17 protein-coding genes are annotated in these 23,228 nt (G+C 64.6%); 16 read left to right on the top strand and 1 reads right to left on the bottom strand.

Annotation, left to right across the window (positions count from 1 at the left end; genetic code table 11):
• Positions 1-364 precede the first annotated feature (364 nt).
• The 13 genes from C7H85_RS13930 to C7H85_RS13870 all read left to right on the top strand — a co-directional run bounded on the left by C7H85_RS13930 (position 365) and on the right by C7H85_RS13870 (position 16,508).
• Positions 365-1,099 carry an aspartate/glutamate racemase family protein gene (locus tag C7H85_RS13930; RefSeq protein ID WP_106730302.1) on the top strand — a complete coding sequence of 245 codons (735 nt, stop codon included), beginning with the start codon at positions 365-367 and terminating at the stop codon, positions 1,097-1,099.
• 128 nt (positions 1,100-1,227) lie between these two features.
• Positions 1,228-2,619, top strand: a complete 1,392-nt coding sequence (locus C7H85_RS13925) for an NCS1 family transporter (protein WP_106730301.1) — start codon at positions 1,228-1,230, stop codon at positions 2,617-2,619.
• Positions 2,620-2,701: 82 nt separating this feature from the next.
• Positions 2,702-3,484: an aspartate/glutamate racemase family protein gene (locus tag C7H85_RS13920; protein ID WP_146140465.1), complete on the top strand. Its 783-nt coding sequence runs from the start codon at positions 2,702-2,704 to the stop codon at positions 3,482-3,484.
• A gap of 362 nt (positions 3,485-3,846) precedes the next feature.
• Positions 3,847-5,277: an NCS1 family nucleobase:cation symporter-1 gene (locus C7H85_RS13915; protein ID WP_106730300.1), complete on the top strand. Its 1,431-nt coding sequence runs from the start codon at positions 3,847-3,849 to the stop codon at positions 5,275-5,277.
• Between the two features lie 167 nt (positions 5,278-5,444).
• Positions 5,445-6,146, top strand: coding sequence for a GntR family transcriptional regulator (locus C7H85_RS13910; RefSeq protein ID WP_106730299.1), 702 nt, complete (start codon positions 5,445-5,447; stop codon positions 6,144-6,146).
• A gap of 272 nt (positions 6,147-6,418) precedes the next feature.
• Positions 6,419-7,228: a transporter substrate-binding domain-containing protein gene (locus C7H85_RS13905; RefSeq protein WP_168388268.1), complete on the top strand. Its 810-nt coding sequence runs from the start codon at positions 6,419-6,421 to the stop codon at positions 7,226-7,228.
• Positions 7,229-7,239: 11 nt separating this feature from the next.
• The gene (locus C7H85_RS13900; RefSeq protein ID WP_106730297.1) at positions 7,240-7,905 is read left to right on the top strand and encodes an amino acid ABC transporter permease; all 666 of its coding nucleotides are present in this window, start codon (positions 7,240-7,242) and stop codon (positions 7,903-7,905) included.
• Positions 7,902-8,552 carry an amino acid ABC transporter permease gene (locus tag C7H85_RS13895; protein ID WP_106730296.1) on the top strand — a complete coding sequence of 217 codons (651 nt, stop codon included), beginning with the start codon at positions 7,902-7,904 and terminating at the stop codon, positions 8,550-8,552. The genes C7H85_RS13900 and C7H85_RS13895 overlap by 4 nt, the downstream gene beginning before the upstream one ends.
• Positions 8,539-9,267 (top strand): amino acid ABC transporter ATP-binding protein, encoded by a 729-nt coding sequence (locus tag C7H85_RS13890; RefSeq protein WP_106730295.1) that lies wholly within the window; start codon positions 8,539-8,541, stop codon positions 9,265-9,267. Before C7H85_RS13895 ends, C7H85_RS13890 begins: the two co-directional genes overlap by 14 nt.
• Positions 9,268-9,297: 30 nt before the next feature.
• Complete coding sequence (locus C7H85_RS13885; protein WP_106730294.1) at positions 9,298-10,137, top strand: MurR/RpiR family transcriptional regulator; 840 nt, start codon at positions 9,298-9,300, stop codon at positions 10,135-10,137.
• 47 nt (positions 10,138-10,184) lie between these two features.
• Complete coding sequence (locus C7H85_RS13880) at positions 10,185-10,907, top strand: ferredoxin--NADP reductase (RefSeq protein WP_106730293.1); 723 nt, start codon at positions 10,185-10,187, stop codon at positions 10,905-10,907.
• Between the two features lie 95 nt (positions 10,908-11,002).
• Entirely contained in the window at positions 11,003-12,652 is a 1,650-nt protein-coding gene (locus C7H85_RS13875) for a Glu/Leu/Phe/Val dehydrogenase dimerization domain-containing protein (RefSeq protein ID WP_106730292.1), read from the top strand.
• A 16-nt stretch (positions 12,653-12,668) separates the two neighbouring features.
• Entirely contained in the window at positions 12,669-16,508 is a 3,840-nt protein-coding gene (locus C7H85_RS13870; RefSeq protein WP_106730291.1) for a response regulator, read from the top strand.
• Between the two features lie 58 nt (positions 16,509-16,566).
• Here the strand turns inward: C7H85_RS13870 and C7H85_RS13865 are convergent, their stop codons facing one another.
• On the bottom strand, positions 16,567-17,127 hold the full coding sequence (locus C7H85_RS13865; protein WP_210433658.1) for a TetR/AcrR family transcriptional regulator: 561 nt from the start codon (positions 17,125-17,127) through the stop codon (positions 16,567-16,569).
• A 297-nt stretch (positions 17,128-17,424) separates the two neighbouring features.
• Here C7H85_RS13865 and C7H85_RS13860 point away from each other — a divergent pair, with 297 nt between their 5' ends.
• The 3 genes from C7H85_RS13860 to C7H85_RS13850 are packed head-to-tail and all read left to right on the top strand — an operon-like array spanning position 17,425 to position 23,212.
• Positions 17,425-18,654 (top strand): efflux RND transporter periplasmic adaptor subunit, encoded by a 1,230-nt coding sequence (locus C7H85_RS13860; RefSeq protein ID WP_168388267.1) that lies wholly within the window; start codon positions 17,425-17,427, stop codon positions 18,652-18,654.
• Positions 18,655-18,666: 12 nt separating this feature from the next.
• Positions 18,667-21,840 carry an efflux RND transporter permease subunit gene (locus tag C7H85_RS13855; RefSeq protein ID WP_106730288.1) on the top strand — a complete coding sequence of 1,058 codons (3,174 nt, stop codon included), beginning with the start codon at positions 18,667-18,669 and terminating at the stop codon, positions 21,838-21,840.
• Positions 21,833-23,212 carry an efflux transporter outer membrane subunit gene (locus tag C7H85_RS13850; RefSeq protein ID WP_106730287.1) on the top strand — a complete coding sequence of 460 codons (1,380 nt, stop codon included), beginning with the start codon at positions 21,833-21,835 and terminating at the stop codon, positions 23,210-23,212. The genes C7H85_RS13855 and C7H85_RS13850 overlap by 8 nt, the downstream gene beginning before the upstream one ends.
• The last annotated feature ends 16 nt before the right edge of the window (positions 23,213-23,228 follow it).

The raw sequence follows: 23,228 nt of genomic DNA, 5'->3' as shown, positions 1-23,228 counted from the left end.
CGGCAGAATAGCGTCGAACCCTCCACCCGGAGGGTTTTTTGTTGCCCGCAATGGGTGCACTGGATCACATAATTGCTAACGATTAACTATTTCATGGTGCACCATTAGGTGGCGTCACCGACGACAGCCGTGGCTTTTTCCCGCCTCTCGGACCTCGGGGTATCCTGGTTTTGAAATATAAATTTCTTCAATTTCAATGACTTTTAATTTTGATGATAATGTCAGTTACTCGGCTGGCATGATGATTGCCTTTATTTTTTACGATTAAAATTTATATCGTAAACATGTTTACAGCTTGTTAAATGTTGTTCTAGTATTAAATTGTTAACAATAAATCAGTAAATTCGTAAACAAGGAGTTAGTCATGCGGATCAAGATCATCAATCCCAACACCACCCAGTCGTTCACCGATGCGTTGCAGCGACTGGCCGATGCGGTGGCCCGGCCCGATACTGAGATCATGGCGGTCAGCCCGGCCAGCGGGCCCAGCGCCATCGAGAGCTTCTACGACGAGGCGCTGGCGGTGCCCGGAGTGCTGGAAGAAATCGCCAGGGGAGACAGGGAGCAGGAGGTGGATGCCTATGTGCTGGCCTGTTTCGGCGATCCGGGCCTGTATGCGGCCCGTGAGCTGACCGACAAGCCGGTACTGGGCATCGCCGAGGCGGCCTTCCACATGGCGGCCATGGTCGGTGCCTGCTTCAGCGTGGTGACCACCTCGCCGCGGGTCCGCTTCATGACCGAGCACCTGGTCAGCCGCTACGGCTTCGGCGAACAGTGCAAGAAGATCCGCACCACCCCGATCCAGGTGCTGGATCTGGCCCATTCGCCGGATACCGCCATCGCCAAGGTGATCGCCGAGTGCCGGCGGGCGCGGGAAGAGGATCACGCCGAGTCCATCGTGCTGGGCTGTGCCGGTATGTCCCAATACCGCACCCATATCGAGCAGGAAATCGGCATTCCGGTGATCGATGGCACCCTGGCCGCGGTCAAACTCTGTGAAGCCATGGTGGAGATGAAACTGGGCACCAGCAAGGTACTGACTTTCAACTGGCCCCGACCCGAACTGGCCAACCCCGGGCGTAACCTGAAAATCGCCTGATCCGGGGGCGGTCAACAGCGGCAGTCGGGGACACCCGGTTGCCTGAACAGGATGCACGGCTCAAGGCGGCCGGCAGAGGAAAGGGTGGCGACAACGCGACCCAGTGATGGAATACCGAGGATAAACCAATGGCAATCCAACAAGTTAACAGCGAAACCGCGATTCCCATGGCCCAGGCCAATGCCAAGCCGGCTGCCGCCGTCGAAGGACATGACAAGAAAGCCGGTGAAGAATCCCTGGCTCCCCAGAAACACCGGATCATGGGGCGGGTTTCCTACCTGCTGGCCTGGTTCGGCGGCTGTGTCTCCATCGGTACCTTTACCATGGGCTCCAGCATAGTGGGTACCCTCAACTTGCTGCAGGCAACCATGGCCATCGCCATCGGCTGCTTCGTGATCGGTATCGCCCTGGCCCTGAATGGCGCTGCCGGCTACAAGTACGGCATTCCCTTCATGGTGCAGGCGCGCGGCGCCTTCGGCTTTGCCGGCACCCGCTTCCCGGGGCTGGTGCGGGCGGTGCCGGCCATCGTCTGGTACGGTTTCCAGAGCTGGATCGGTGCCGGCGCCCTGAACGCGGTATCGGCCACCTTGTTCGGCTTCGACAACCTGGTGCTGTTCTTCATCCTGTTCCAGTTCTTGCAGATTGGCCTGTCGATCTTCGGCTTCCAGGGCATCAAATGGCTGGAAAACGTGGGCAGCGGCTTCATCCTGCTGGCACTGGTGTATATGTTCTACAGCGTGATCAACCGCTACGGCGACGAGATCACCACCAACCTGGTGCATATGGAAGGTACCTGGGGGATGCCGTTCTGGGGGGCGACCATGCTGTTCCTCGGTATCTACAGCACCATGATGCTCAACGTCAGCGACTATTCCCGCGAGCTGAAGGAAGGCACCAGGCCGGGCCTGCTCACCGTCATCTATGCCATGTCCATCCTGCCCTGCACCCTGTTCATGGGGCTGATCGGGCTGATGGTGTCCGGTGCCACCGGGGTGTCCGACCCCATCCAGGTGTTTGCCAGCGCCGTCGACAACACCCCGCTGCTGGTGATCACCCTGCTGTTCATCGCCTTCGCCCAAGTCACCACCAACGTGCTCAACAACGTGGTGCCGCCCACCTATATCCTGATGGACGTGTTCAAGCTGAAGTTCCGTACCTCCACCATATTGGTGGGCCTGCTGGCGTTCTGCACCTTCCCCTGGGAACTGGTGAAGGACGAATCCTCCGCCGGCCTGCAGCTGTTCGTGCAAACCTACTCGGCCTTCCTCGGCCCGATCTTCGCGGTGATGGTGGTGGACTACTTCATCCTGCGTCGCCGCAAGCTGGATCTGGACAAACTCTATGACGAGAACGGCCCCTACCGTGGCGTCAACTACGGTGCTGTCATCGCCGCCCTGGCCGGCGCCGCGGTGGCCCTGACCTTCTCCTCCGTGTCCTGGTACGCCAGCCTGCTGCCCGCCGGCATCATCTACTACCTGCTGATGCAGTACTGGCAGCCCTGCCAGCGGTTCCGTCAGTAATGGTCTCGGCCCCACCCTCCTTATCCTGGGTGGGGCACTTCTTTTTCGTCTATGCCACCAATGGATATGGAGAGATAGCCCCATGTTTATATCACTATTGCACCCACGCTGCCGTTTTGTCGGTTACCTGTTGGCCCTGTCCCTGACGACGCCCGTGTTGGCGGAAGCGTCGTCCGACATCAGTTCTCTGCCGGATGCCGCCAAAACCATAGTGCTGATCAACCCCAACTCCAACGAACAGGCCACACAGTCTATGGTTGACCTTGCCCGACTCGAAAGCGCGGGGGCGGTGAAGGTGTTGGGAAGAAGCAACACGGGGGCGCCGGCCCTGCTCACTACCCCTCAGGATATGCTCGATGCCGTTGCGGGCGTGGTGGCGATTGGTGTGGAAGCCGCCACGGACGAACAGGTGGCCGCCCTTATCGTATCGGCCTTCAGCGATCCTGGGCTGGCAGAGCTGCGCGCCGCGGTGGATATTCCGGTATTCGGTATCGGTGAAGAGGTGTTTCATGAAGCGGCGCGTGGCAATCGCGGATTCGGCATCGTGACCGTCACCCCGGATGAGGCGCTCATCGAATCATTCCGGCAGAAGGCGACCGAGCTGGGATACGAGTCGCTGTATCGCGGCACCAGGGTCACCAGCGGAGACCCCATGGAACTGGTCAAGTCACCGGCAGAACTGGATCAGGCCCTGGCCGCCGCGGTGACGGAGTCGGTGGAGCTCGACGGGGCGCAAGCGGTCATCATGGGCGGTGGTCCGCTGTCGGCTTCGGCATTACGTCTGCAACCGGATTTCGAGGTGCCTCTGGTCGTGGCCGTGAATGCCGCGACCCGTGCCGCCGTCAAGGTGATCCAGGGCGAGTAACGACTCAACGAGGGAACAGGAGCACCGCATGATGCCAGAGATCAATCGTCGCCGGTTTATAACCGGCACCTCGGCGGCTTTACTGTCTGCCATCCCGCTGACCGGCGCCGAGATTGTTGCGGATCCCTGTCGTTATTGGCCGAGTTGTCCGAAGCTTGTGTACGGGAAGACGGGGTCGAATGCGTGGTGCCGGGGCTGTCGTCGGTAGACAGCGTCGGTTTGTCGGAGAAACTGGCTGCCGCCCTTCGGCAGGGTTAATTAGCCATATTCGTGTCCTGCGCACCGGGATGAGGGGTCTATCGACCCCGTTTGAACCTGGCATGTGGAGGCATAATGCAAGCTCAACAACCCGAGGTGATGGTATGGAAGAGAAGGAACTCGAGATCAAAAATATCGATCCTCTGCTTTATAACGAGGATCTGGCTCCCATCAAGCACAAAGACCGCAGCTGGGGCTGGTTTGAAATCTTCAACGTCTGGTCCAACGACATTCAGAGTCTGTTCGGCTATACCCTGGCCGCCTCGCTGTTCCTGTCCTACGGCCTGAACGGCTGGGCGGTGATGGCCGCCATCATCCTGGCCGGTGTTATCGTGATGGTGCTGGTCAACCTGACCGGCAAGCCCAGCGTCAAGTACGGCATCCCCTTCCCGGTGATGATCCGCGCCAGCATGGGGGTGCGCGGCGCCAACTTTCCGGCCCTGCTGCGCGCCATCATCGGCATCTTCTGGTACGGGGTACAGACCTATTTCGCCTCCACCGCCGTGACCCTGCTGCTCACCGCGCTCTGGGGCGTGGGCAACGGCAGCAGCTTCCTGGGATTGTCCGGCACCGCCTGGCTGTCATTCGTCATCGTCTGGCTGTTCCAGATCCTGCTGTTCTGGCAGGGTATCGACAAGATCAAGACCTTCCTCAACTGGGCCGGTCCTCTGGTCTATGTGGTGATGCTGGCGCTGATGGCGATCGTATGGGTTCAGGCCGGCGATCAGCTGCTCCCGGCGGTGGGTACCATCTTCAGCGGCGGTGGCGATTACCAGGGCAGTGACCTGGCGGCCTTTACCGCCATCGTCGGCACCATGGTGGCCTATTTTGCCGCCGTGGTGATCAACTTCGGCGACTTCACCCGTTTCGTGCGCAGCGAGCGGGAGATGAAGATCGGCAACCTGCTGGGGCTGCCGCTCAACGTGGCCTTCTTCTCCTTTATCGCGCTGATCATTACCGCCGGTACCCTGGTGCTGTTCGGCGAGGCGTTGACCAACCCGGCCGATATCGTGGAGCGGGTGGACTCCCTGCCCCTGACCATAGTGGCGGCGCTGACTTTCTTCGCCGCCACTGTCGGCATCAACCTGGTGGCCAACTTCATACCGCCGGCCTACGACCTGGCCAACCTGTTCCCCAGGGTGATCAGCTTTCGCATCGGCGGCCTGATCACCGCCGGGGTGGCCTTCTTCGTGGGAGCGCTCTGGGTCTCGGTGATAAGCCAGATCGGCATCCCCGGCTTCGTCAACGCCCTGGGGGCCATCGTCGCGCCCTTCTACGGCATCATAGTGGTGGACTACTACCTGGTGAAGAAGCAGACGCTTGATATGGAACAGCTGTTCTCCACCGATCCCAAGGGCGCCTACTACTACCAGAACGGTTGGAACGCCAGGGCGCTGACCGCCTTCGGCCTGGCGGCGCTGTTTTCCATCTCCACCGTGCTGGTGCCGGCGCTGGCCGAGCTCAACGGCTATGGCTGGCTGATCGGCGCCGCCCTGGGCGGGGTGTTCTATTACCTGCTGATGCCGAAGCGATAAGCATCGGGGGCGGGGCCCCCCTTTATTTAACAACCAGTGGCTTTATTGTTGACAATATGGCCCTGTGCTACTCTGTGGAGCATTCAACGGCGCACGGTGCGATCCGGTTGTGGAATAACGGCGGGTGGCGGGTTGCCCCACCTTGCCGGGCGAAACGGGGTAGGGACATGAATAATAAAACCAACGATCTGGACAGCGTCTATCAACGCATCTGGGAGGCCATCGTCGCCCACAAGCTGTTGCCGGGCACCCGCCTGAAGGAAGAAGATCTGAGCGAAACCTTCGGCCTCAGCCGGGGCTTCGTGCGCAAGCTGCTGCTGCAGCTGTCCCACCACAAGCTGGTCAACCTGGTGCCCAACAGCGGCGCCTTCGTGGCCGAACCCTCGCCGGAAGAGGCGAGGGAAATTTTCCAGGCCCGCCGCCTGATCGAGGCCGAACTGGTGCGCGAGCTGGCCAGCCACTGCACGGCCCGGGAAAAGCAGCTGCTGCAGGAACACGTGGAGCGCGAGCACCAGGCCTTCGCCCAGGGGCAGCTGAGCCTGCGCATCCGGCTGTCCGGCGAGTTCCACTTGTTGATCGGCAAGCTGGCCAACAAGCCGGTGCTGACCTCCTTCCTGCACGAGATCATTCCCCGTTCTTCCCTGATCATCGCCCTCTACCAGGGGTCGGGCCCGCTCAAGGGCAAGGCGCGGCATTCCGGCCTGTCGTGCAGCGAGCACAGCGGCCTGCTGGAAGCCATCGGCGCCCACCAGGTGGACAAGGCGGTGCAGCTGATGATCGACCACCTTAACGAAATCGAAGCCCAGCTGCAGCTGGAGCCTTCAGCGGATGAAGACGCCGACCTCAAGGCGATTTTCGCCGATCTGTAACACCGGCCCCGATGCGGGGCTGCCCGTAGTGACTGCCCCATCCTGTAGCAAGGCCCCATGCCGGTGCAGCCGCATCGGCCAGTCGCCGTCGTCTCCGGTCGCGTTCCGGCGCCCTGCCTCATTCGCTACTCTTTGATCTTCAAGTACTTTGGTCGCCGTTGGTGGTTTTCGAGTCAAAGCACTATCGCTTTGGCACTATCGTTGCAGATATTGCCTTGCCTGAGCCGAAAGTTTCAGGTTTGCCCGATACATGGAATCCACAGAGGTGAGTAATGGAACTCGTTAAATTGCATACGTTGAAACGGATGATGGTGCGCGGCCTGGCGGCCCTCGGTCTGCTGGCGGCGGTCGGCTCCGCCCAGGCCAGCCAACTGGCGGACATCGAACAGCGCGGGGTACTGCGGGTAGCGGTGCCCCAGGACTTTCCGCCCTTCGGCTCGGTTGGCCCGGATCTCAAGCCCAGGGGCTACGACGTGGACATGGCCGCCTACCTGGCGGAGCAGATGGGCCTCAAGCTGGAGCTGATCCCGGTGACCAGCGCCAACCGAATCCCCTACCTGCAGACCGGCAAGGCCGATCTGGTGATCTCCAGCCTGGGCAAGAACGAAGAGCGGGAGCGGGCCATCGATTTCACCGAGGTTTACGCGCCCTTCTTCCTCGGCGTGTTCGGCAATGCCGAACTGCCGGTGGCGACGGCCGGGGATCTGGACGGCCGGGTAGTCGGGGTAACCCGGGGGGCGGTGGAAGACATGGAGCTGGAGAAAGTGTTGCCCGCCTCGGCCAGCATCCAGCGCTTCGAGGATAACAACACCACCATCTCCGCCTATCTGTCCGGCCAGGTGTCGCTGATCGCCACCGGCAACCTGGTGGCCGCCGAGATCGCCGAACGCCACGCGGACCAGGCGCCGGTCGCCAAGTTCATGCTGAAAGACTCTCCCTGCTATATCGGCCTGAAAAAGGGTGAAACCGAGCTGCGCGACAAGGTCAACGCGCTGATCGCCCAGGCCCTGGCCGACGGCACCCTCGAGCGCATCTCCCAAACCTGGCTGAAAGCCCCGCTGCCGGCCGGCTTCGGCAGCTGAAGGACGGACCCATGCTGAACTTTAACGAGCTGTGGCCCTACCAGGAGCTGATCCTCCAGGGATTGTGGGTCACGGTGGAACTCACCTGCTACGCCACGCTGGGAGGCGTGGCCATCGGCACCGCCTGTGCCGCCGCCCGCCAGTACGGCGGCCGGCCCCTGCGGGCGCTGGTGGGGGCCTATGTGGAGCTTATTCGCAACACGCCCTTTATCGTCCAGCTGTTCTTCGTCTTCTTCGGGCTGCCCGGCCTCGGGGTCAAGCTGAGCGCCTGGGAGGCCGGCCTGCTGGCCATGCTGCTCAACCTGGGCGCCTACAGCACCGAGATCATCCGCGCCGGCCTGGCGGCTACCCCCAGGGGGCAGATAGAGGCGGCCCGGGTGCTGGGGATCAGCCCCCGGCAGAGCTTCTTCCGGGTGGTGCTGATCCCGGCGTTCGAGAAGATTTATCCGGCACTGACCAGCCAGTGCATCATCGTCATGCTGGGCTCGGCGGTGGTGTCGCAGATTTCGGTGGCCGACCTGACCTACGCCGCCAACCTGATCCAGTCCCGCAACTTCCGCAGCTTTGAGGCCTACCTGGTGGCGGCGGCGCTTTACCTGGGGCTGGCGATACTGATGCGGCAACTGTTCGCGCTGCTGGGCAACCGCCTGTTCCGCCACCGGAGGGCCACGGCATGATGGAGTTCACCAACTGGGATATTTTCCGCAACCTGCTGCTGGCGGCACGCTGGACGGTGGCACTGTCGCTGGTCGCCTTCGTCGGCGGCGCCCTGGTCGGGCTGTTGCTCACCGCCCTGCGCCTGACCCGGCGCCGGTGGTTGCAGTGGCTGGTGCGAATTTACGTGGAGCTGTTCCAGGGCACACCGCTGTTGATGCAGCTGTTCCTGGCCTTCTTCGGCCTGGCCATGCTGGGACTGGATATCTCCGCCTGGTCCGCCGCCGCCTTGGCGCTGACCCTGTTCACCAGCGCCTTTCTCACCGAGATCTGGCGCGGCTGCATCGACACCCTGCCCAGGGGCCAGTGGGAAGCCGCCCGCTGCCTGGGACTGGGTTTCGGCCAGACCCTGAGCCGGGTGATCCTGCCCCAGGCGGTACGGGTGGCGTTGGCGCCCACCGTCGGCTTTTCGGTGCAGGTGGTCAAGGGCACCGCCCTGGCCTCGATCATCGGCTTCGTGGAGCTGACCAAGGCCGGCACCATGCTCAACAACGCCACCTTCGAGCCGTTCAAGGTGTTCGCCCTGGTGGCGCTGCTCTACTTCGCGCTCTGCTATCCGCTGTCCCTGGCCAGCCAGTACCTGGAGAAAAAATTCAATGGCTCTCGTTAATATCGAACAAGTTCACAAGTACTACGGGGATCTGCACGTGCTCAAGGGCATCGATCTCAGGATCAAGGCGGGCGAGGTGGTATCCATCATCGGCCGCAGCGGTTCCGGCAAGAGCACCCTGCTGCGCTGCATCAACGGCCTGGAAAACTACCAGCAGGGCGCCATCGTGGTCGACAGCAAGGAAGTGACCAGCGACGAGGTGCAGGTGCGCCGGCTGGCGCGCAGCGTGGGCATGGTGTTCCAGAGCTTCAACCTGTTTCCGCACCTGACGGTGGGGGAGAACCTGATGCTGGCGCCCAGGCTGGTGCTGAAGCAGACGAAGGCCGAAGCGCGGGAACTGGCCCGGGAGATGCTCGGCAAGGTCGGCCTGGCCGACAAGTTCGACCAGTACCCGGACCGCCTGTCCGGCGGCCAGCAGCAGCGGGTGGCCATCGCCCGAGCCCTGGCCATGTCGCCCAAGGTGCTGCTGTGCGACGAGATCACCTCGGCGCTCGACCCCGAACTGGTGGGGGAGGTGCTCAAGGTGCTGGAGGCGCTGGCGGCGGAGGGCATCACCCTGATCCTGGTGACCCACGAGATGAACTTCGCCCGGGACGTGGGCGACAGGGTGGTGTTCATGCACCAGGGCAAGGTGTGGGAAAGCGGCCCGGCCGAAGCGGTGTTCGCCCGGCCCCGGACCGCCGAGTTGCAGAGCTTTATCAATGCGGTACTGTAGCGGCACCCTTGTCGACCAGGAAAGACCCGAATGAGCCAGCTTGGAGCACAGATCCGCGCACAGTTTTTGCAACTCAGCCCCAAGGAGCGACGGGTGGCCAGCTTTATCCTCGATCATATGGACGATCTGGCCACCTACAACTCGGTGGAGATCAGCCGTTGCTGCGGGGTGTCCAAGTCCACCGTCAGCCGGCTGTTCCGCCGCCTCGGCTACGACAGCTTCCGGGAGATGCGCGATGAGAACCGCCGCCTGCGGCAGTCCGGGGTGCCGGTACCGGCCGTTCTGGGCGGCGGTCCGGCGGGCCTGGTCGAGCGTCAGTTGCAATGCGAAGCGGACAAGCTGGGTCGGCTGATGGCGTTGCTCAGTACCGAAACCCTGAACGCGCTGACCGCCCGGCTCGCCGGGGCCCGGCGGGTGGGGATCATCGGTTTTCGCAACAGCTACCCGGTGGCCCTGCACCTGCGCCAGCAACTGATGCAGGTGAGGGAAGGGGTTCGGCTGCTGCCCCAGCCGGGGCAGACGCTGGCGGAAGAACTGGCGGATTTCGGTGAGCAGGATGTGCTGATCCTGGTCGCCTTCCATCGCCGCCCCATGCTCTTCCCCAGGCTGTTCGCCACCATCCGCCGGGCCGGGATACCGCTGGCACTGATGATCGAGCCCCAGGCGGAGCTGGCACAGGAGCCGGACTGGCGGCTGGAAATACCGCTCGACTCGGTGTCGGCCTTCGACAGCTACAGTGCCGCCATGTGTACCGTCAGCCTGCTCTCCAACCTGTTGCTGCACCGCAGCCTGGAGCAGGGGCGGGAACGCATCGGCCGCATCAACGATCTCTACCGGCAAACGGAAGAGCTGGATCCGGGGTTAGGCTGATCGGCGGGCCGGCTGCACTATACTGTTAGCGAGACAGGAGGTGTGCCATGGCCAGCAGTACCATTACTCTTATCCGTTCGCAGAAGGTTGCCGAAGGCACCCTGGCGCTGTACTTCGAGAAGCCGGCCGGCTTTGAGTTCAAGGCGGGCCAGTGCGCCCGCCTGCAGTTGATCGATCCGCCGGAAACCGACGAGCAGGGCAACGGCCGGATTTTTTCGCTGGCGTCGGCCCCGTTTGAAAAAGAGCTGATGATGGCCACCCGCCTGCGACAAAGCGCCTTCAAACGGGTGCTGGCCGGTCTGGCCCCGGGAACCGAACTCGTGCTCAAGGGCCCCTACGGCTCCTTCACCCTGCATCATGACCAGGCGGTGCCCGCGGTGCTGATCACCGGCGGCATCGGCGTCACCCCGCTCAGGAGCATGCTGCTGCAGGCCCGGCATGAGCGGCAGGCGCCGCCACTGGTGGTGTTCTATGCCAACCGCCGGCCCGAGGACGCCGCCTTTCTCGATGACCTGACCCTCGCCTGCAACGAACTGCCCCACTGTACCCTGGTGCCGACCATGACCCGGATGGCCGAGTCCGGCCGGCCCTGGCAGGGGGAAACCGGCTACCTGGACCAGGCCATGCTGGCCCGTTATGTGCCGGACCTGAGCCGCCCCCTGTATTACCTCGACGGCCCGCCCGGGATGGTGGATGCCATGCAGCGCCTGCTCAACCGGGCCGGGGTGGCGGACGACAATATCCGGGTCGAGGAGTTCGCCGGCTACTGACGCCCGGACGGCACTGACCTACCCTTAATGCTATGAAGCCCGCAGGCCGCGCCTCTCGCCCGGCCCGGCGCCGATGGATCACGAGGGCGGCGGTTATGCTCGAACTTCCCATTCGTCTGCTATTGATTGAAGACAACCAGCTGCACAGCCGGCTGATCCAACAACTGCTCAAGGCCGATACCCGGTTGCAGTGCGAGGTCGAGGCGGTGGCCTGCCTGGCCGACGGCCTGGCCCGGCTGGCCGGGGGCGAGGTGGATCTGGTGTTGCTGGATCTGGTGCTGCCCGACAGCCAGGAGCTGGAAACCCTGTTGCGGGTGCGCCTCGCTGCGCCCCAGGTGCCGGTGGTGATCCTCACCAGCCTGGACGACGTCAAGCTGGCGGCACGGGCGGTGGAGTCCGGCGCCTACGACTATCTGGTGAAGTCGAACCTCAAGAGTACCGCCCTCAGCCGGTCCATCCGCTACACCCTGTCCCGTGCCCGGGCGCGGGGCGGTGAGTGGGACTCCCCCATGTTCCGCCTGGCCCAGCAGCAGTTTCTCAAGGCCGCCCAGTACATGGATCTGGACGACAACATCCGCCAGCGGCTGCTGTTTCCCCAACGCACCCAGATGGTGTCCTTCCCCTTCTTTCGCGATGATCGCAACCAGGTCGAGACGGTGTTCGGCTACCGGGTGCAGCACGTGTTGTCGATGGGGCCGACCAAGGGCGGGATCCGCTACCACCAGGACGTGGATCTGGGCGAGGTGGCGGCGCTGGCGATGTGGATGACCTGGAAGTGCGCCCTGATGAAACTGCCCTTCGGCGGCGCCAAGGGCGGGGTGCGGGTCGATCCCACCACCCTGAGCAAGCACGAGCTGCAACGGCTGACCCGGCGTTACACCGCCGAAATCATCGACATCATCGGTCCGGACAGGGACATACCGGCGCCGGACATGGGCACCGACGAACAGGTAATGGCCTGGCTGATGGACACCTACAGCCAGCAGGTGGGCCATGCGGTGCCGGCGGTGGTCACCGGCAAGCCGGTGGTGCTGGGTGGCTCCCTCGGCCGCAAGGAAGCCACCGGTCGCGGCCTGGTGTACCTGATCGAGGCGTCGGCGGCCCACCTGGGGCTGGATCTGAGCCGGGCCACGGCGGTGGTGCAGGGCTTCGGCAACGTGGGCAGCTATACCACCCGTTTCCTCGCCGGACTGGGGGTGAAGATCATCGGCGTCAGCGACGTGTCCACCGGCTTGTACCAGCCCGAGGGGCTGTCGGTGGAGGCGCTGCTCGCCCATGTGGCGGAACACCGGGTGCTGGCCGGTTTTCCCGGGGCCGAGCCGATCAGCAACCGGCAACTGCTGGCGCTGCCCTGCGACGTGCTGGCGCTGGCGGCGCTGCAGAACCAGGTAACGGTGGAAAACGCCGGTCAGATCCAGTGCCGGCTGCTGGCCGAGGGCGCCAACGGCCCCACCATGCTGGAAGCCGACGAGATCCTGTTCGAGCGGGGGATCTTCGTGCTGCCCGACATCCTCGGCAACGCCGGCGGGGTGACCGTGTCCTACTTCGAGTGGGTGCAGGGAATGCAGAATCTCACCTGGACCCTGGAGGAGATCAACGACCGCTTGCAGGCGATACTGCTGGACGCCTTCCAGCGCACCCTGCGCCGGGCCGGGGAAAACAACATAGATATGCGTACCGCGGCCCTGATCGAGGGGGTGACGCGGGTCACCGAGGCCAAGCTGCTGCGCGGCGTCTTCCCCTGAGCCCCGGGAGGCCGCCATGACCGACCGCCGCCATCCTTACAGCCGCTTCCTGCGGCTCAACCAGATCATCACCAGGGCAGCAAACGAGGCCAATAGCGTGGACGAGGCGATGCAGACCGCTCTCGATCAGGTGTGTGCCCATACCGGCTGGCCGGTGGGCCATGCCTGGTATCCGGCCGACCCCCCGGCCACCGGGCTGATACCGGCCCGGCTCTGGCACCTGAGCAACGGCGAGCGCTTCCGGCTGTTCCGCGAGCTCACCGAGGCCAGCCACTACGGCTCCAGCCTGGGCCTGCCGGAGCGGGTGCTGGCCAGCGGCGAGCCGGCCTGGATCCCGGATGTGACCCGGGATCCCGACTTTCAGCGCGCCCGGCAGGGGCAGGACATCGGAGTGCGTGCCGGCGCCGCCTTCCCGGTGCTGGTCGGGCCCCGGGTAGTGGCGGTGCTGGAGTTCTTTTCCGACCAGGTACAGGAACCCGACCGTTCGCTGCTCACGGTGATGGGGCAGATTGGCACCCAGCTGGGCCGGGTGATCGAGCGCGAACAGGCGGCCCGGGCCCTGCGCGAAAGCCAGCGGCGGCTGGCCACCCTGATGGCCAACCTGCCCGGCATGGCCTACCGTGGCCGCAACGACCGGCAGTGGGGGATGATCTTTGTCAGCGAAGGCTGCCGGGCCTTGACCGGCTACGCGCCGGAAGAGATGACCGCCGGCCGGCCCCATTATGTCGAGCTGGTGCACGAGCAGGACAAGGCCGCCCTCTGGCAACAGGTGCAGGACGCCCTGGCCGAACGACGGCCGTACCAGGTGGAATACCGCATCCATACCCGTGACGGAGAGGAAAAATGGGTGTGGGAGCAGGGCTGCGGGGTGTTCGACGGCGAGGACGGTCTGCTGGCGCTGGAGGGGTTTATCGCCGACATCAGCAGCCGGCGCCAGGCCCAGCAGGCGCTGGCCGAGCAGGTGGAGCAAACCCGCACCCAGCAGGCGCTGGCCGAGGCGGCGCACCAGCAGCTCACCGAGGCCATCGAGTCCATCTCCGAAGGCTTTACCCTGTACGATGCGGAGGATCGGCTGGTGGCCTTCAATTCCCGCTTTCGCGACGACTATGCCGCCGCGCCCGACATCGTGCGGGTGGGCATGCATTTCCGCGAACTGATCCGGGCGGTGGTGGAACGCAAGCTGCTGGTCTTCTCCGGCGACGACGATGCCGAACAATGGTTCAACTGGCGCCTGGCCCAGCGGCGCAGCCCGGGCCCGCCGTTCAAGCTGAAACGCAGCAACGGCCTGCAGCTGCGGGTCAGCGAACGACGCACCCGCGATGGCGGCGCGGTGGCCATCTATACCGACATCACCGAGCTGGAAGCCCAGCGGGAACACCTGGAAGAGCAGGTGCGGATGACCGAAGAGGCCCAGGCCCGGGCCGAGGCGGCCCGGGACCAGCTGAGCGAGGCCATCGAATCCATCGCCGAAGGTTTTACCCTGTACGACGCGGACGACCGGCTGGTGCTGTTCAACTCCCGCTTCAAGCAGCATTTCGCCCTGCCCAACGATCTGGTGGCGGTGGGCATGGGTTTTGAAGAGCTGCTGCGAGACGTGGCGGCCAAGGGGCTGGTGCCCCGCGGCTACGCCTCGGCCGAGCAATGGATCGCCCGGCGGCTGGAGCAGCACCGGGATCCTCACGGCACCTTCTCCTTCGTGCGCAGCGACGGCCTGTGCATCCAGGTCAGCGAACACCGTACCGGTGACGGTGGTTATGTGGCGGTGTACTCGGATATCACCGAGCTGGAGCAACACCGCCATCATCTGGAAGAGCGGGTGGCGGCACGGACCCGGGCGCTGCAGGCCACCACCGAAGCCCTGCGCGAGTCCCAGCTGGAGCTGCGCCAGGCCCGGGACCAGGCCGAGCAGGCCAACCTCGCCAAGAGCGAGTTCCTGGCCAATATGAGCCACGAGATCCGCACGCCGATGAACGGGGTGATCGGCGTGGCCGAACTGTTGGAGCGGACCGAACTGACCGAGCAGCAGGCGGAGTATGTGGCCATCATCCAGAAATCGGCCGACACCCTGCTCAGCCTGATCAACGACATCCTGGACTTTTCCAAGATCGAGGCCGGCCGGCTGGAGCTGGAGTCGGTGGCCTTCCAGCTGCGCGATACCCTGGGCGACACCCTGCAGACCCTGGCTCTGCGTGCCCACGAAAAGGGCCTGGAGCTGGCGGTGCATATTCCGTTCGACATCCCCGACCGGCTGCTGGGGGATCCGGTGCGGCTGCGCCAGGTGGTGGTCAACCTGGTGGGCAACGCCATCAAGTTTACCGACAGCGGCGAGATAGTGATCGACTTGCGCCTGGTCCGCTGCGACAAGCGGCAGGTGTGCGTCGCCTTCGAGGTGCGCGATACCGGCATCGGCATTCCCGAGGCGCAGCGGCAACGGGTGTTCGAGGCGTTCGGCCAGGCGGACACCTCCACCACCCGGCAGCGCGGCGGCACCGGGCTGGGGCTGTCGATAGCCGCTCAACTGGTGGCGATGATGGGCGGCCGGATCCGGATCGACAGCGGCCCGGGCGGACGAGGCAGCTGTTTCAGCTTCGACGCCCTCTTCGGCCTGGCCGGGGCATGCCGCTATGACCCGGAACATCCGCTGGGGCTGCAGGGACAGCGGGTGCTGGTGGTGGACGACAACCAGACCAACCGCATGATCCTGGATGAAATCCTGCAGCGCTGGGGGATGCGCCCCAGTCTGGCCACTAGTGCGGCCCAGGCGCTGGACCTGCTGGAGCAGGCCCGGGACCAGCCCTTTGCGCTGGCGCTGCTGGACGTGATGATGCCGGAGATGGATGGTTTCGAGCTGGCCGCCCGGATCCGGGAGCACCCGGCGCAGGAGGCGCTGGCCATCGTGATGCTGTCGTCGGGTGGCCGTTCCGGCGACAGTTCCCTGCGCCGTCAGTTGCGGATCTCCCGCTTGCTGCTCAAGCCGGTCAAGCAGTCGGAGCTGCTGAATGCGGTGAGCGAAGCCCTGGGCGTGACGGCCAGCGGCGGCCTGCTGGCCGGCGGCGCCCGGGAGCGGCCCGAAGGCATCGTGTCGCGCCGGGTGCTGCTGGTGGAGGACGGGCTGACCAACCAGAAGGTGGCCATCGATCTGCTGGGCCAGCGCGGCCATCGGGTTGAACTGGCGCAAAACGGAGCCGAGGCGGTGGCGGCGGTGCGGGACAGACGCTTCGAGGTGGTGCTGATGGACATCCACATGCCGGTGATGGACGGCCTGGCCGCGACCCGGGCGATCCGCGTCGGGGAAGCGGAGCGGGGCGGTCATGTACCGATCATCGCCATGACCGCCAGCGCCACCAAGGAAGACCGGGAGCGCTGCCTGGCGGCGGGCATGGACGACTTCGTGACCAAGCCGTTCCGGGCCGTGGAGCTGTATCGGGCGGTAGAACAGCTGGCGCCGGCGGTGAGCGCGGGCCGGGCGGCGCGGCCGGTTGCACCGGTGGCCGCGGCGACGGCCGGGCCGGAGGAAGGCTGCCTCGACTGGGACGGCGCCCTGCGCAACCTGGAGGGTAACCGCGCCCTGCTGGCGGAAATGGCCGAGCTGTTTCTGGAGGAGTGCCCGAAGCTGATGCGGGAGATCGAGGCCGCCATGGCGGAGAGCGATGCGCCGGTTCTGCGCCGGGCGGCCCATACCCTCAAGGGCTCGGCCCTGGTGGTGGGCGGCCGGGCGCTGGCGGCGGTGGCGCTGGAGCTGGAAACCCTGGCCCGCGGCGGCGAGCTGGCGGCGGCGGCGGAATGCGTTGCCCGGCTGCAACAGGCGGTGGCCGAGCTGACACCGATGCTGCGGCGGCAGGCCGGGCTGACGTAGCGGCGGGCGTTGTCCCGACTCAAGGGGCAGGGCCAGTCATGACCGCCCGGGCGGCGGTTCAGCGGCGGGGGAAGTTGTCCAGGGTAAGTTGGGCCACCTGTTTCAATTCCTCCGGTGTGGCGCCATTGGTGGCCTGGATGGCCATACCCTGCAGCACGGTGCCCAGATAACGGGCCAGCACGGCGGTATCGACCTCGGTCGGCAGGTCGCCCTGCTCCCTGGCCTGTTCCAGGCGTTCCCGCAAGGCCAGTTCGCCGTTGCGGCGGCGGGCGATCAACGCGGCCTTGACGGTCTCGGCCGCCTCACTGCAGGACAGGGCGCCCTGCACCACCACGCAGCCATGGGGGTGGCTGGTATCGGCCATGCTGGTAGCCGCGCCGAACAACATATGCTCCGCCACCTGGTAGGCGGTCGGTTGCTGCAGGGCCGGGTAGAAGAAGGCGCAGGGGCGTTTTTCGTAGAGTTCGATCGCTTTCAGAAACAGCTGTTCCTTGTTGCCGAAAGCGGAGTACAGACTGGGCTTGTTGATGCCCATGGCTTCGGTCAGGTCGGACAGCGATGCCCCGTCATATCCTTTCTTCCAGAACACGTCCAGGGCTTTCTCCAGGGCTTTCTCCATGTCGAAGGCACGTGGGCGGCCAACACTGGGGGGGCAGGTTCCCGTAGACATAAACAAGCTCCTACATAAAAAACTGTTTATATCTTAAACATCGTAAAACCCTCTGTCCAGCAGGCTTATTTACCGACCGGTAAGCAAATGGCGGCAGCGAGCGGGCCGATGAAAATATTTTGTACCCATAGGTATAAAATTAATTGACTGTCATTCCTTACCCTATATATTTACTCATCGGTACAAAATTAAATGGCTGCCCGCATGTCGGCGCGGGCTACCGTCAACCGCCTTGAGGATATCGTTGTGAACAGCAATAGCGCCATCAGAAACATTATTTTCGCAAGCCTTGCCAGTGTGCTGCTGGCCGGGTGTGAACGTCCGCAAGCGGCGGCGGGAGCGCCCGCCGCGCCCGAGGTGCAGGTCGCCACCGTGATCCATGAACGCATTACCGAGTGGGATGAGTTCACCGGCCGGCTGCAGGCGCCGGAGACGGTGGTGCTGATGCCCAGGGTCTCGGGCTATGTACAGCAGGTACATTTCAGGGAAGGGAGCCTGGTCGAGCCCGGCGAGGTGCTGTTCCAGCTCGACCCGGCTCCCTTTCAGGCGGAAGTGGCGCGTCTGCAGGCCGAACTGCAGGGCGCGCAGACGGCGCTCAAGCTGGCCGACAGCGACTACCGGCGGGCCAATGCGCTGCGGGCCGGGCGCGCCATTGCTGAAGAGGTACTGGATGCCAGGCTGGCGCACAAGCATCAGGCGGCGGCGGCGGTCGCCTCGGTGTCGGCCGCCCTGCAACGGGCCGAGCTGGAGCTGGCGTATACCCGGGTGACGGCGCCGATCGCTGGCCGGGTGTCCTATGCCCAGGTTACCGCCGGCAACCACGTCGGCGCCGGCCAGACCCCGCTGACGCGTATCGTTTCCACCGAGGAAATGCATGCCTACTTCGATGTGGACGAACAGAGCTACCTCAAATACGCCACCTTGAGCCGCGAAGGGCGACGGGCCGATGCCCGGGAGGACGACAATCCCGTTTTTATGGCCCTGTCCGGTGAGGGCGAGTTCGACCGTATCGGCCGTATCGACTTCGTGGACAACGCGGTCGATCAGCACACCGGCACCATCCGTCTGCGGGCCCGCTTCGCCAACCAGGACGGCAGCCTGCTGCCGGGCCTGTTTGCCCGCATCAGGCTGGCCGGCAGCGGCAGCTACCGGGGCGTGCTGATCGATGACAAGGCGATAGGCACCGATCTGAACCATAAATTCGTGCTGGTGGTCGACGACCAGGATCGGCTGGAATACCGCGGCGTGACCCTGGGAGGCAAGGTTGGCGGCCTGCGCATTATCAAGGCCGGGTTAAGCCCGCATGAGCGGATAGTGGTCAATGGCCTGCAGCGGGTCAGGCCCGAGATGACGGTCACGCCCACCCCGGTGGACATGGCCGAGGCCGGGCAGCTGAACGGCCTGCGGGCGAGTCAGGCATTGCTGGACCAGGCCGGAGCCGGGCTGACGGCCCGGGCCGAACCGGTCCGCGGTTAAGGAGTGGGAGCCATGTTTTCGCAATTCTTCATCAAAAGGCCGATCTTCGCCGCGGTGATCTCGATGATGTTCGTGATCACCGGCGCCATAGCGGTATGGCAGCTGCCCATTACCGAATACCCGGATGTGGTGCCGCCGACCGTGGTGGTCACCGCCAGCTATCCGGGCGCCAATCCCAAGGTGATCGCCGAAACCGTCGCCTCGCCGTTGGAGCAGGAGATCAACGGCGTGGAGCAGATGCTGTACATGTCTTCCCAGGCCACCTCCGATGGCCGGATGACGCTGACCATCACCTTTGCCATCGGCACCGATGTCGACCGGGCGCAGACCCAGGTGCAGAGCCGGGTCGACCGGGCCATGCCGCGGCTGCCGCAGGAAGTGCAGCGGCTGGGAGTGGTCACCGAGAAGTCGTCGCCGGACCTGACCATGGTGGTGCACCTGACCTCGCCCGATGACAGCTACGACATGCTGTATCTGTCGAACTATGCGGCGCTGAACGTGAAGGACGAGCTGGCGCGGATCAAGGGCGTCGGCAGCGTGCGGTTGTTCGGTGCCGGGGAATACAGTCTGCGGGTGTGGCTGGATCCGCACCGGGTGGCGGCCCTGGGCCTGTCGCCCAGGCAGATCATCGACGCCATCGGCGAGCAGAACCAGCAGGCCGCCGCCGGCAGCCTGGGGGCCCAGCCCAGCCGGGAGTCCGAGTTCCAGTTGCTGATCAACGTCAAGGGCCGGCTGAGCACGGTGGAAGAATTTGAGGACATCATCATCAAGGTCGGCCCCGACGGGGAGATCAGCCGACTGAAGGATGTGGCCCGGGTTGAACTGGGAGCCGACAGCTACGCGCTGCGTTCCCTGCTGGATAACCGGGAAGCGGTCGCCATTCCGATCTTTCAGGCTTCCGGCTCCAATGCCATCCAGATCTCCAACGATGTCAGGGCCAGGATGGCCGAGCTGGCGGAGTCCTTTCCGGCCGGGGTGGACTACGCCATCGTGTACGACCCGACGGTCTTTGTGCGTGGCTCGATTGAAGCCGTGGTGAAGACCCTGTTCGAGGCCGTGCTGTTGGTGGTACTGGTGGTGGTGCTGTTTCTGCAGACCTGGCGCGCCTCCATTATTCCGCTGGTGGCGGTGCCGGTATCGCTGGTCGGCACCTTTGCCTTCATGCATCTGCTGGGTTTCTCCCTCAATGCCCTGTCCCTGTTCGGCCTGGTGCTGGCCATCGGCATCGTGGTGGATGATGCCATCGTGGTGGTGGAGAACGTGGAGCGCAACATTGCCGACGGGCTTTCGCCGGTGGCGGCGACCCAGAAGGCGATGAAGGAAGTCACCGGCCCGATCGTGGCCACCACCCTGGTGCTGGCGGCGGTATTTATTCCCACCGCCTTCATGTCGGGCCTGACCGGGCAGTTCTACAAGCAGTTTGCCCTGACCATCACCATCTCTACCTTTATTTCCGCGCTCAATTCGCTGACCCTGAGCCCGGCGCTGTCGGCATTGTTGCTGAAAGGCCACGGTGCGGACAAGGACGCCCTGACCCGGGCCATGGACCGGTTGTTGGGCGGCTGGCTGTTCGCTCCCTTTAACCGCTTCTTCGCGCGTCTGTCCGATGGCTACGGCTGGCTGGTCAGGAAAGTGATCCGCTTCGGCGGTATCGTCGGCGTGCTCTACCTCGCGCTGGTGGGTCTGACCGGATTGCAGTTTGCCAGCACGCCCACCGGTTATGTGCCGGGGCAGGACAAGCAGTACCTGGTGGCCTTCGCCCAGTTGCCGGACGCCGCCTCGCTGGAGCGCACCGACGCGGTGATCAAGGAGATGTCGCGCATCGCGCTGGCGCACCCCAGCGTCGAGCACGCGGTGGCTTTTCCCGGCCTGAGCATCAACGGCTTTACCAACAGCCCGAACAGCGGCATCGTGTTCGTGACCCTGAGCGACTTCGCCGAGCGCCAGGGCGCCGAGCAGTCGGCCAATGCCATCGCCGGCGAGCTGAACCAGGCGTTCGGGGGCATTCAGGATGCGTTCGTCGCCATTTTCCCACCGCCGCCGGTCATGGGCCTGGGCACCATCGGCGGTTTCCGCCTGCAAATCCAGGACCGGGCCAACCTGGGCTACGAGGAACTGTACCGGGTGAACATGCAGGTCATGCAGCGGGCCTGGGCCACCCCCGAGCTGGCGGGGATCTTCTCCAGTTATCAGGTGAACGTGCCGCAGCTGGAACTGGACATCGACCGCACCAAGGCCAAGCAGCAGGGGGTATCGCTGGATGAGCTGTTCCAGACCCTGCAGGGCTATATGGGGTCGACCTACGTCAACGACTTCAACCGGTTCGGCCGCACCTATCAGGTGAATGTGCAGGCCGACGACGCCTTCCGCCAGGATCCGGAGCAAATCCGCCAGCTGAAGGTGCGCAACATGAGCGGAGACATGGTGCCGCTGGGCTCCTTTATCAACATCAACCAGGTTGCCGGACCGGATCGGGTGATGCGCTATAACGGCTTCACCACCGCCGAGATCAACGGCGGGCCGGCGCCCGGATTCAGCAGCGGCGAGGCCCAGGCGGCGATGGAACGGATCCTGGCGGAGACCCTGCCTCATGGCATGAGTTACGAGTGGACCGAGCTGACCTACCAGCAGATCCTGGCCGGCAACAGTGGCCTGCTGGTTTATCCGCTGGTGATCCTGCTGGTATTTATGGTGCTGGCGGCCCAGTACGAGAGCCTGAGCCTGCCGCTGGCCATTATCCTGATCATTCCGATGACGCTGTTGTCGGCGCTCAGCGGCGTGCTGCTCTACGGCGGAGACAACAATATCTTCACCCAGATAGGCCTGATCGTGCTGGTGGGGCTGGCGACCAAGAACGCCATCCTGATCGTCGAATTCGCCAAGGAGCTGCAGGATCGGGGCATGACCACCCTGCAGGCTATTCTGGAGGCGGCGCGGTTGCGGTTGCGGCCGATCCTGATGACCTCCATCGCCTTTATCATGGGGGTGGTGCCCATGGTGTTCTCCTCGGGGGCCGGTGCCGAAATGCGCCAGGCCATGGGCGTGGCCGTGTTCTCCGGCATGATCGGGGTCACCGTGTTCGGGTTGATACTGACGCCGCTGTTCTACTACCTGCTGGCCCGGCGCGGCGAGCGCCGGGCCGCCGCACAGCCAGTTGCACCGGCCGAGGAGCTGCAACATGCGTAACAACACCATTGTGTCCATGGTTGCCGCCCTGCTGTTGAGCGCCTGCACCACGGTGGGGCCCGACTACCAGACTCCGCGGCAGGTGGCGGACATCGACTTCAGCAGTCCTTACAGCCGGGCCGAACGGGCCCTGAGCTGGTGGCAGGTGTTCGAGGATCCGCACCTTGACCGGCTGATTGAACTGACGCTTGCTAACAACCGCGAGCTGGAGCAGGCCAGGGCCAATGTTGAGCGGGCCTATGCCGTGTTCCACGACGAGGGCAACAACCGCTGGCCCCAGGGCAGTCTTGATGCCGGCTATCAGGCCGGCGAAAACGGCACCGTGGCCAGCGACGACGATGGTGTTATCGCGCGTGGTTACCGCAGCGGTCTCGGCCTGAGCTGGGATCCGGACCTGTTCGGCAAGCTTCGCCGTGCCACTCAGGCGGCCCGGGCCGATGCCGAGCAGGCCAGGATCCTCTGGCACGACGCCCAGTTGCGGCTGGTCAGCCAGGTGGCGACCAGCTACGGTGAGTACCGGGGCGCCCAGCTACGGCTGGAGGTCGCCCGGCAGAACCTGGACAACCTGCGGCAGACCAGGGACGTCATTCAGGCCCGTTTCGATGCCGGCCTGGCCTCCGAACTGGAGCTGGTGCGCATCGATGCCCAGTTGCTGGAGGTGGCGGCCGGTCTCCCGGACCACCAACTGGCACTGCTGACCGCGGAAACGACCCTGGCGGCGCTGGTGGGCAGCAAGCCGGGCTCGCTGCAACTGGGAGAGCGGGCCGGTTTGCCGCGGCTGGCGCAGCCGGTGGCCATCGCCGACGGCACCAACTATCTGCGCTATCGCGCCGACGTGGCCGGGGCCGAGCGGGCGCTGGCCGCGCGCACCGCCGATATCGGCGTGGCCACCGCCGATCTGTACCCCAGCCTGTCGTTCAGCGGTTTCCTCGGGTTCGTGTCCGGTCCCGGCTGGGCCCTCGGCGCCGACCAGCGCAGCTGGTCCATCGCCCCCGGACTGAGCTGGCAGGCGGCGGATCTGGGGTCGGTCCGGGCGCGCATCCGGGCTGCCGGCGCCGGTCGGCAAATGGCGCTGGCCGAGTTTGAACAAAAGGTCATCGACGCCCTGGGCGAGATGCAGCTGGCACTGCACGGCTACAACCTCGGCCGGGAACGGCAGCTCCGGCTGGAGCAGCAATGGCAGGCCAGCGACAAGGCGGTGGCGATTGCCCGGGCCCGCTACCATGCCGGCAGCGGCGACTTCCTCGAGCTGCTGGACGCGGAGCGGGAGCAACTGCGCAGCCGCGATCGGATGGCGCAACAGGAACAGGACAGCTTCAGCCGGCTGGTCGCCGTCTATCGCAGCTTTGGTGGCGGCATCGAGTCGATGTAGGGGCTTGGCATGCCGC

This window comes from Zobellella endophytica, from assembly GCF_003012775.1.
Lineage (GTDB): Bacteria > Pseudomonadota > Gammaproteobacteria > Enterobacterales > Aeromonadaceae > Oceanimonas > Oceanimonas endophytica.
The sequence above is the reverse complement of the archived record's forward strand: the minus strand, read 5'-3'. Positions and strand labels throughout refer to the sequence as shown.

Excerpts from the sequence above, each read along its gene's own strand:
- C7H85_RS13885 (WP_106730294.1), top strand. The coding sequence starts at position 9,298 with ATGAGCCAGCTTGGAGCACAGATCCGCGCACAGTTTTTGCAACTCAGC.
- C7H85_RS13930 (WP_106730302.1), top strand. The coding sequence starts at position 365 with ATGCGGATCAAGATCATCAATCCCAACACCACCCAGTCGTTCACCGAT.
- C7H85_RS13915 (WP_106730300.1), top strand. The coding sequence starts at position 3,847 with ATGGAAGAGAAGGAACTCGAGATCAAAAATATCGATCCTCTGCTTTAT.
- C7H85_RS13925 (WP_106730301.1), top strand. The coding sequence starts at position 1,228 with ATGGCAATCCAACAAGTTAACAGCGAAACCGCGATTCCCATGGCCCAG.
- C7H85_RS13875 (WP_106730292.1), top strand. The coding sequence starts at position 11,003 with ATGCTCGAACTTCCCATTCGTCTGCTATTGATTGAAGACAACCAGCTG.
- C7H85_RS13870 (WP_106730291.1), top strand. The coding sequence starts at position 12,669 with ATGACCGACCGCCGCCATCCTTACAGCCGCTTCCTGCGGCTCAACCAG.
- C7H85_RS13905 (WP_168388268.1), top strand. The coding sequence starts at position 6,419 with ATGGAACTCGTTAAATTGCATACGTTGAAACGGATGATGGTGCGCGGC.
- C7H85_RS13900 (WP_106730297.1), top strand. The coding sequence starts at position 7,240 with ATGCTGAACTTTAACGAGCTGTGGCCCTACCAGGAGCTGATCCTCCAG.
- C7H85_RS13880 (WP_106730293.1), top strand. The coding sequence starts at position 10,185 with ATGGCCAGCAGTACCATTACTCTTATCCGTTCGCAGAAGGTTGCCGAA.
- C7H85_RS13910 (WP_106730299.1), top strand. The coding sequence starts at position 5,445 with ATGAATAATAAAACCAACGATCTGGACAGCGTCTATCAACGCATCTGG.
- C7H85_RS13920 (WP_146140465.1), top strand. The coding sequence starts at position 2,702 with ATGTTTATATCACTATTGCACCCACGCTGCCGTTTTGTCGGTTACCTG.
- C7H85_RS13890 (WP_106730295.1), top strand. The coding sequence starts at position 8,539 with ATGGCTCTCGTTAATATCGAACAAGTTCACAAGTACTACGGGGATCTG.
- C7H85_RS13855 (WP_106730288.1), top strand. The coding sequence starts at position 18,667 with ATGTTTTCGCAATTCTTCATCAAAAGGCCGATCTTCGCCGCGGTGATC.
- C7H85_RS13895 (WP_106730296.1), top strand. The coding sequence starts at position 7,902 with ATGATGGAGTTCACCAACTGGGATATTTTCCGCAACCTGCTGCTGGCG.
- C7H85_RS13850 (WP_106730287.1), top strand. The coding sequence starts at position 21,833 with ATGCGTAACAACACCATTGTGTCCATGGTTGCCGCCCTGCTGTTGAGC.
- C7H85_RS13865 (WP_210433658.1), bottom strand. The coding sequence starts at position 17,127 with ATGGAGAAAGCCCTGGAGAAAGCCCTGGACGTGTTCTGGAAGAAAGGA.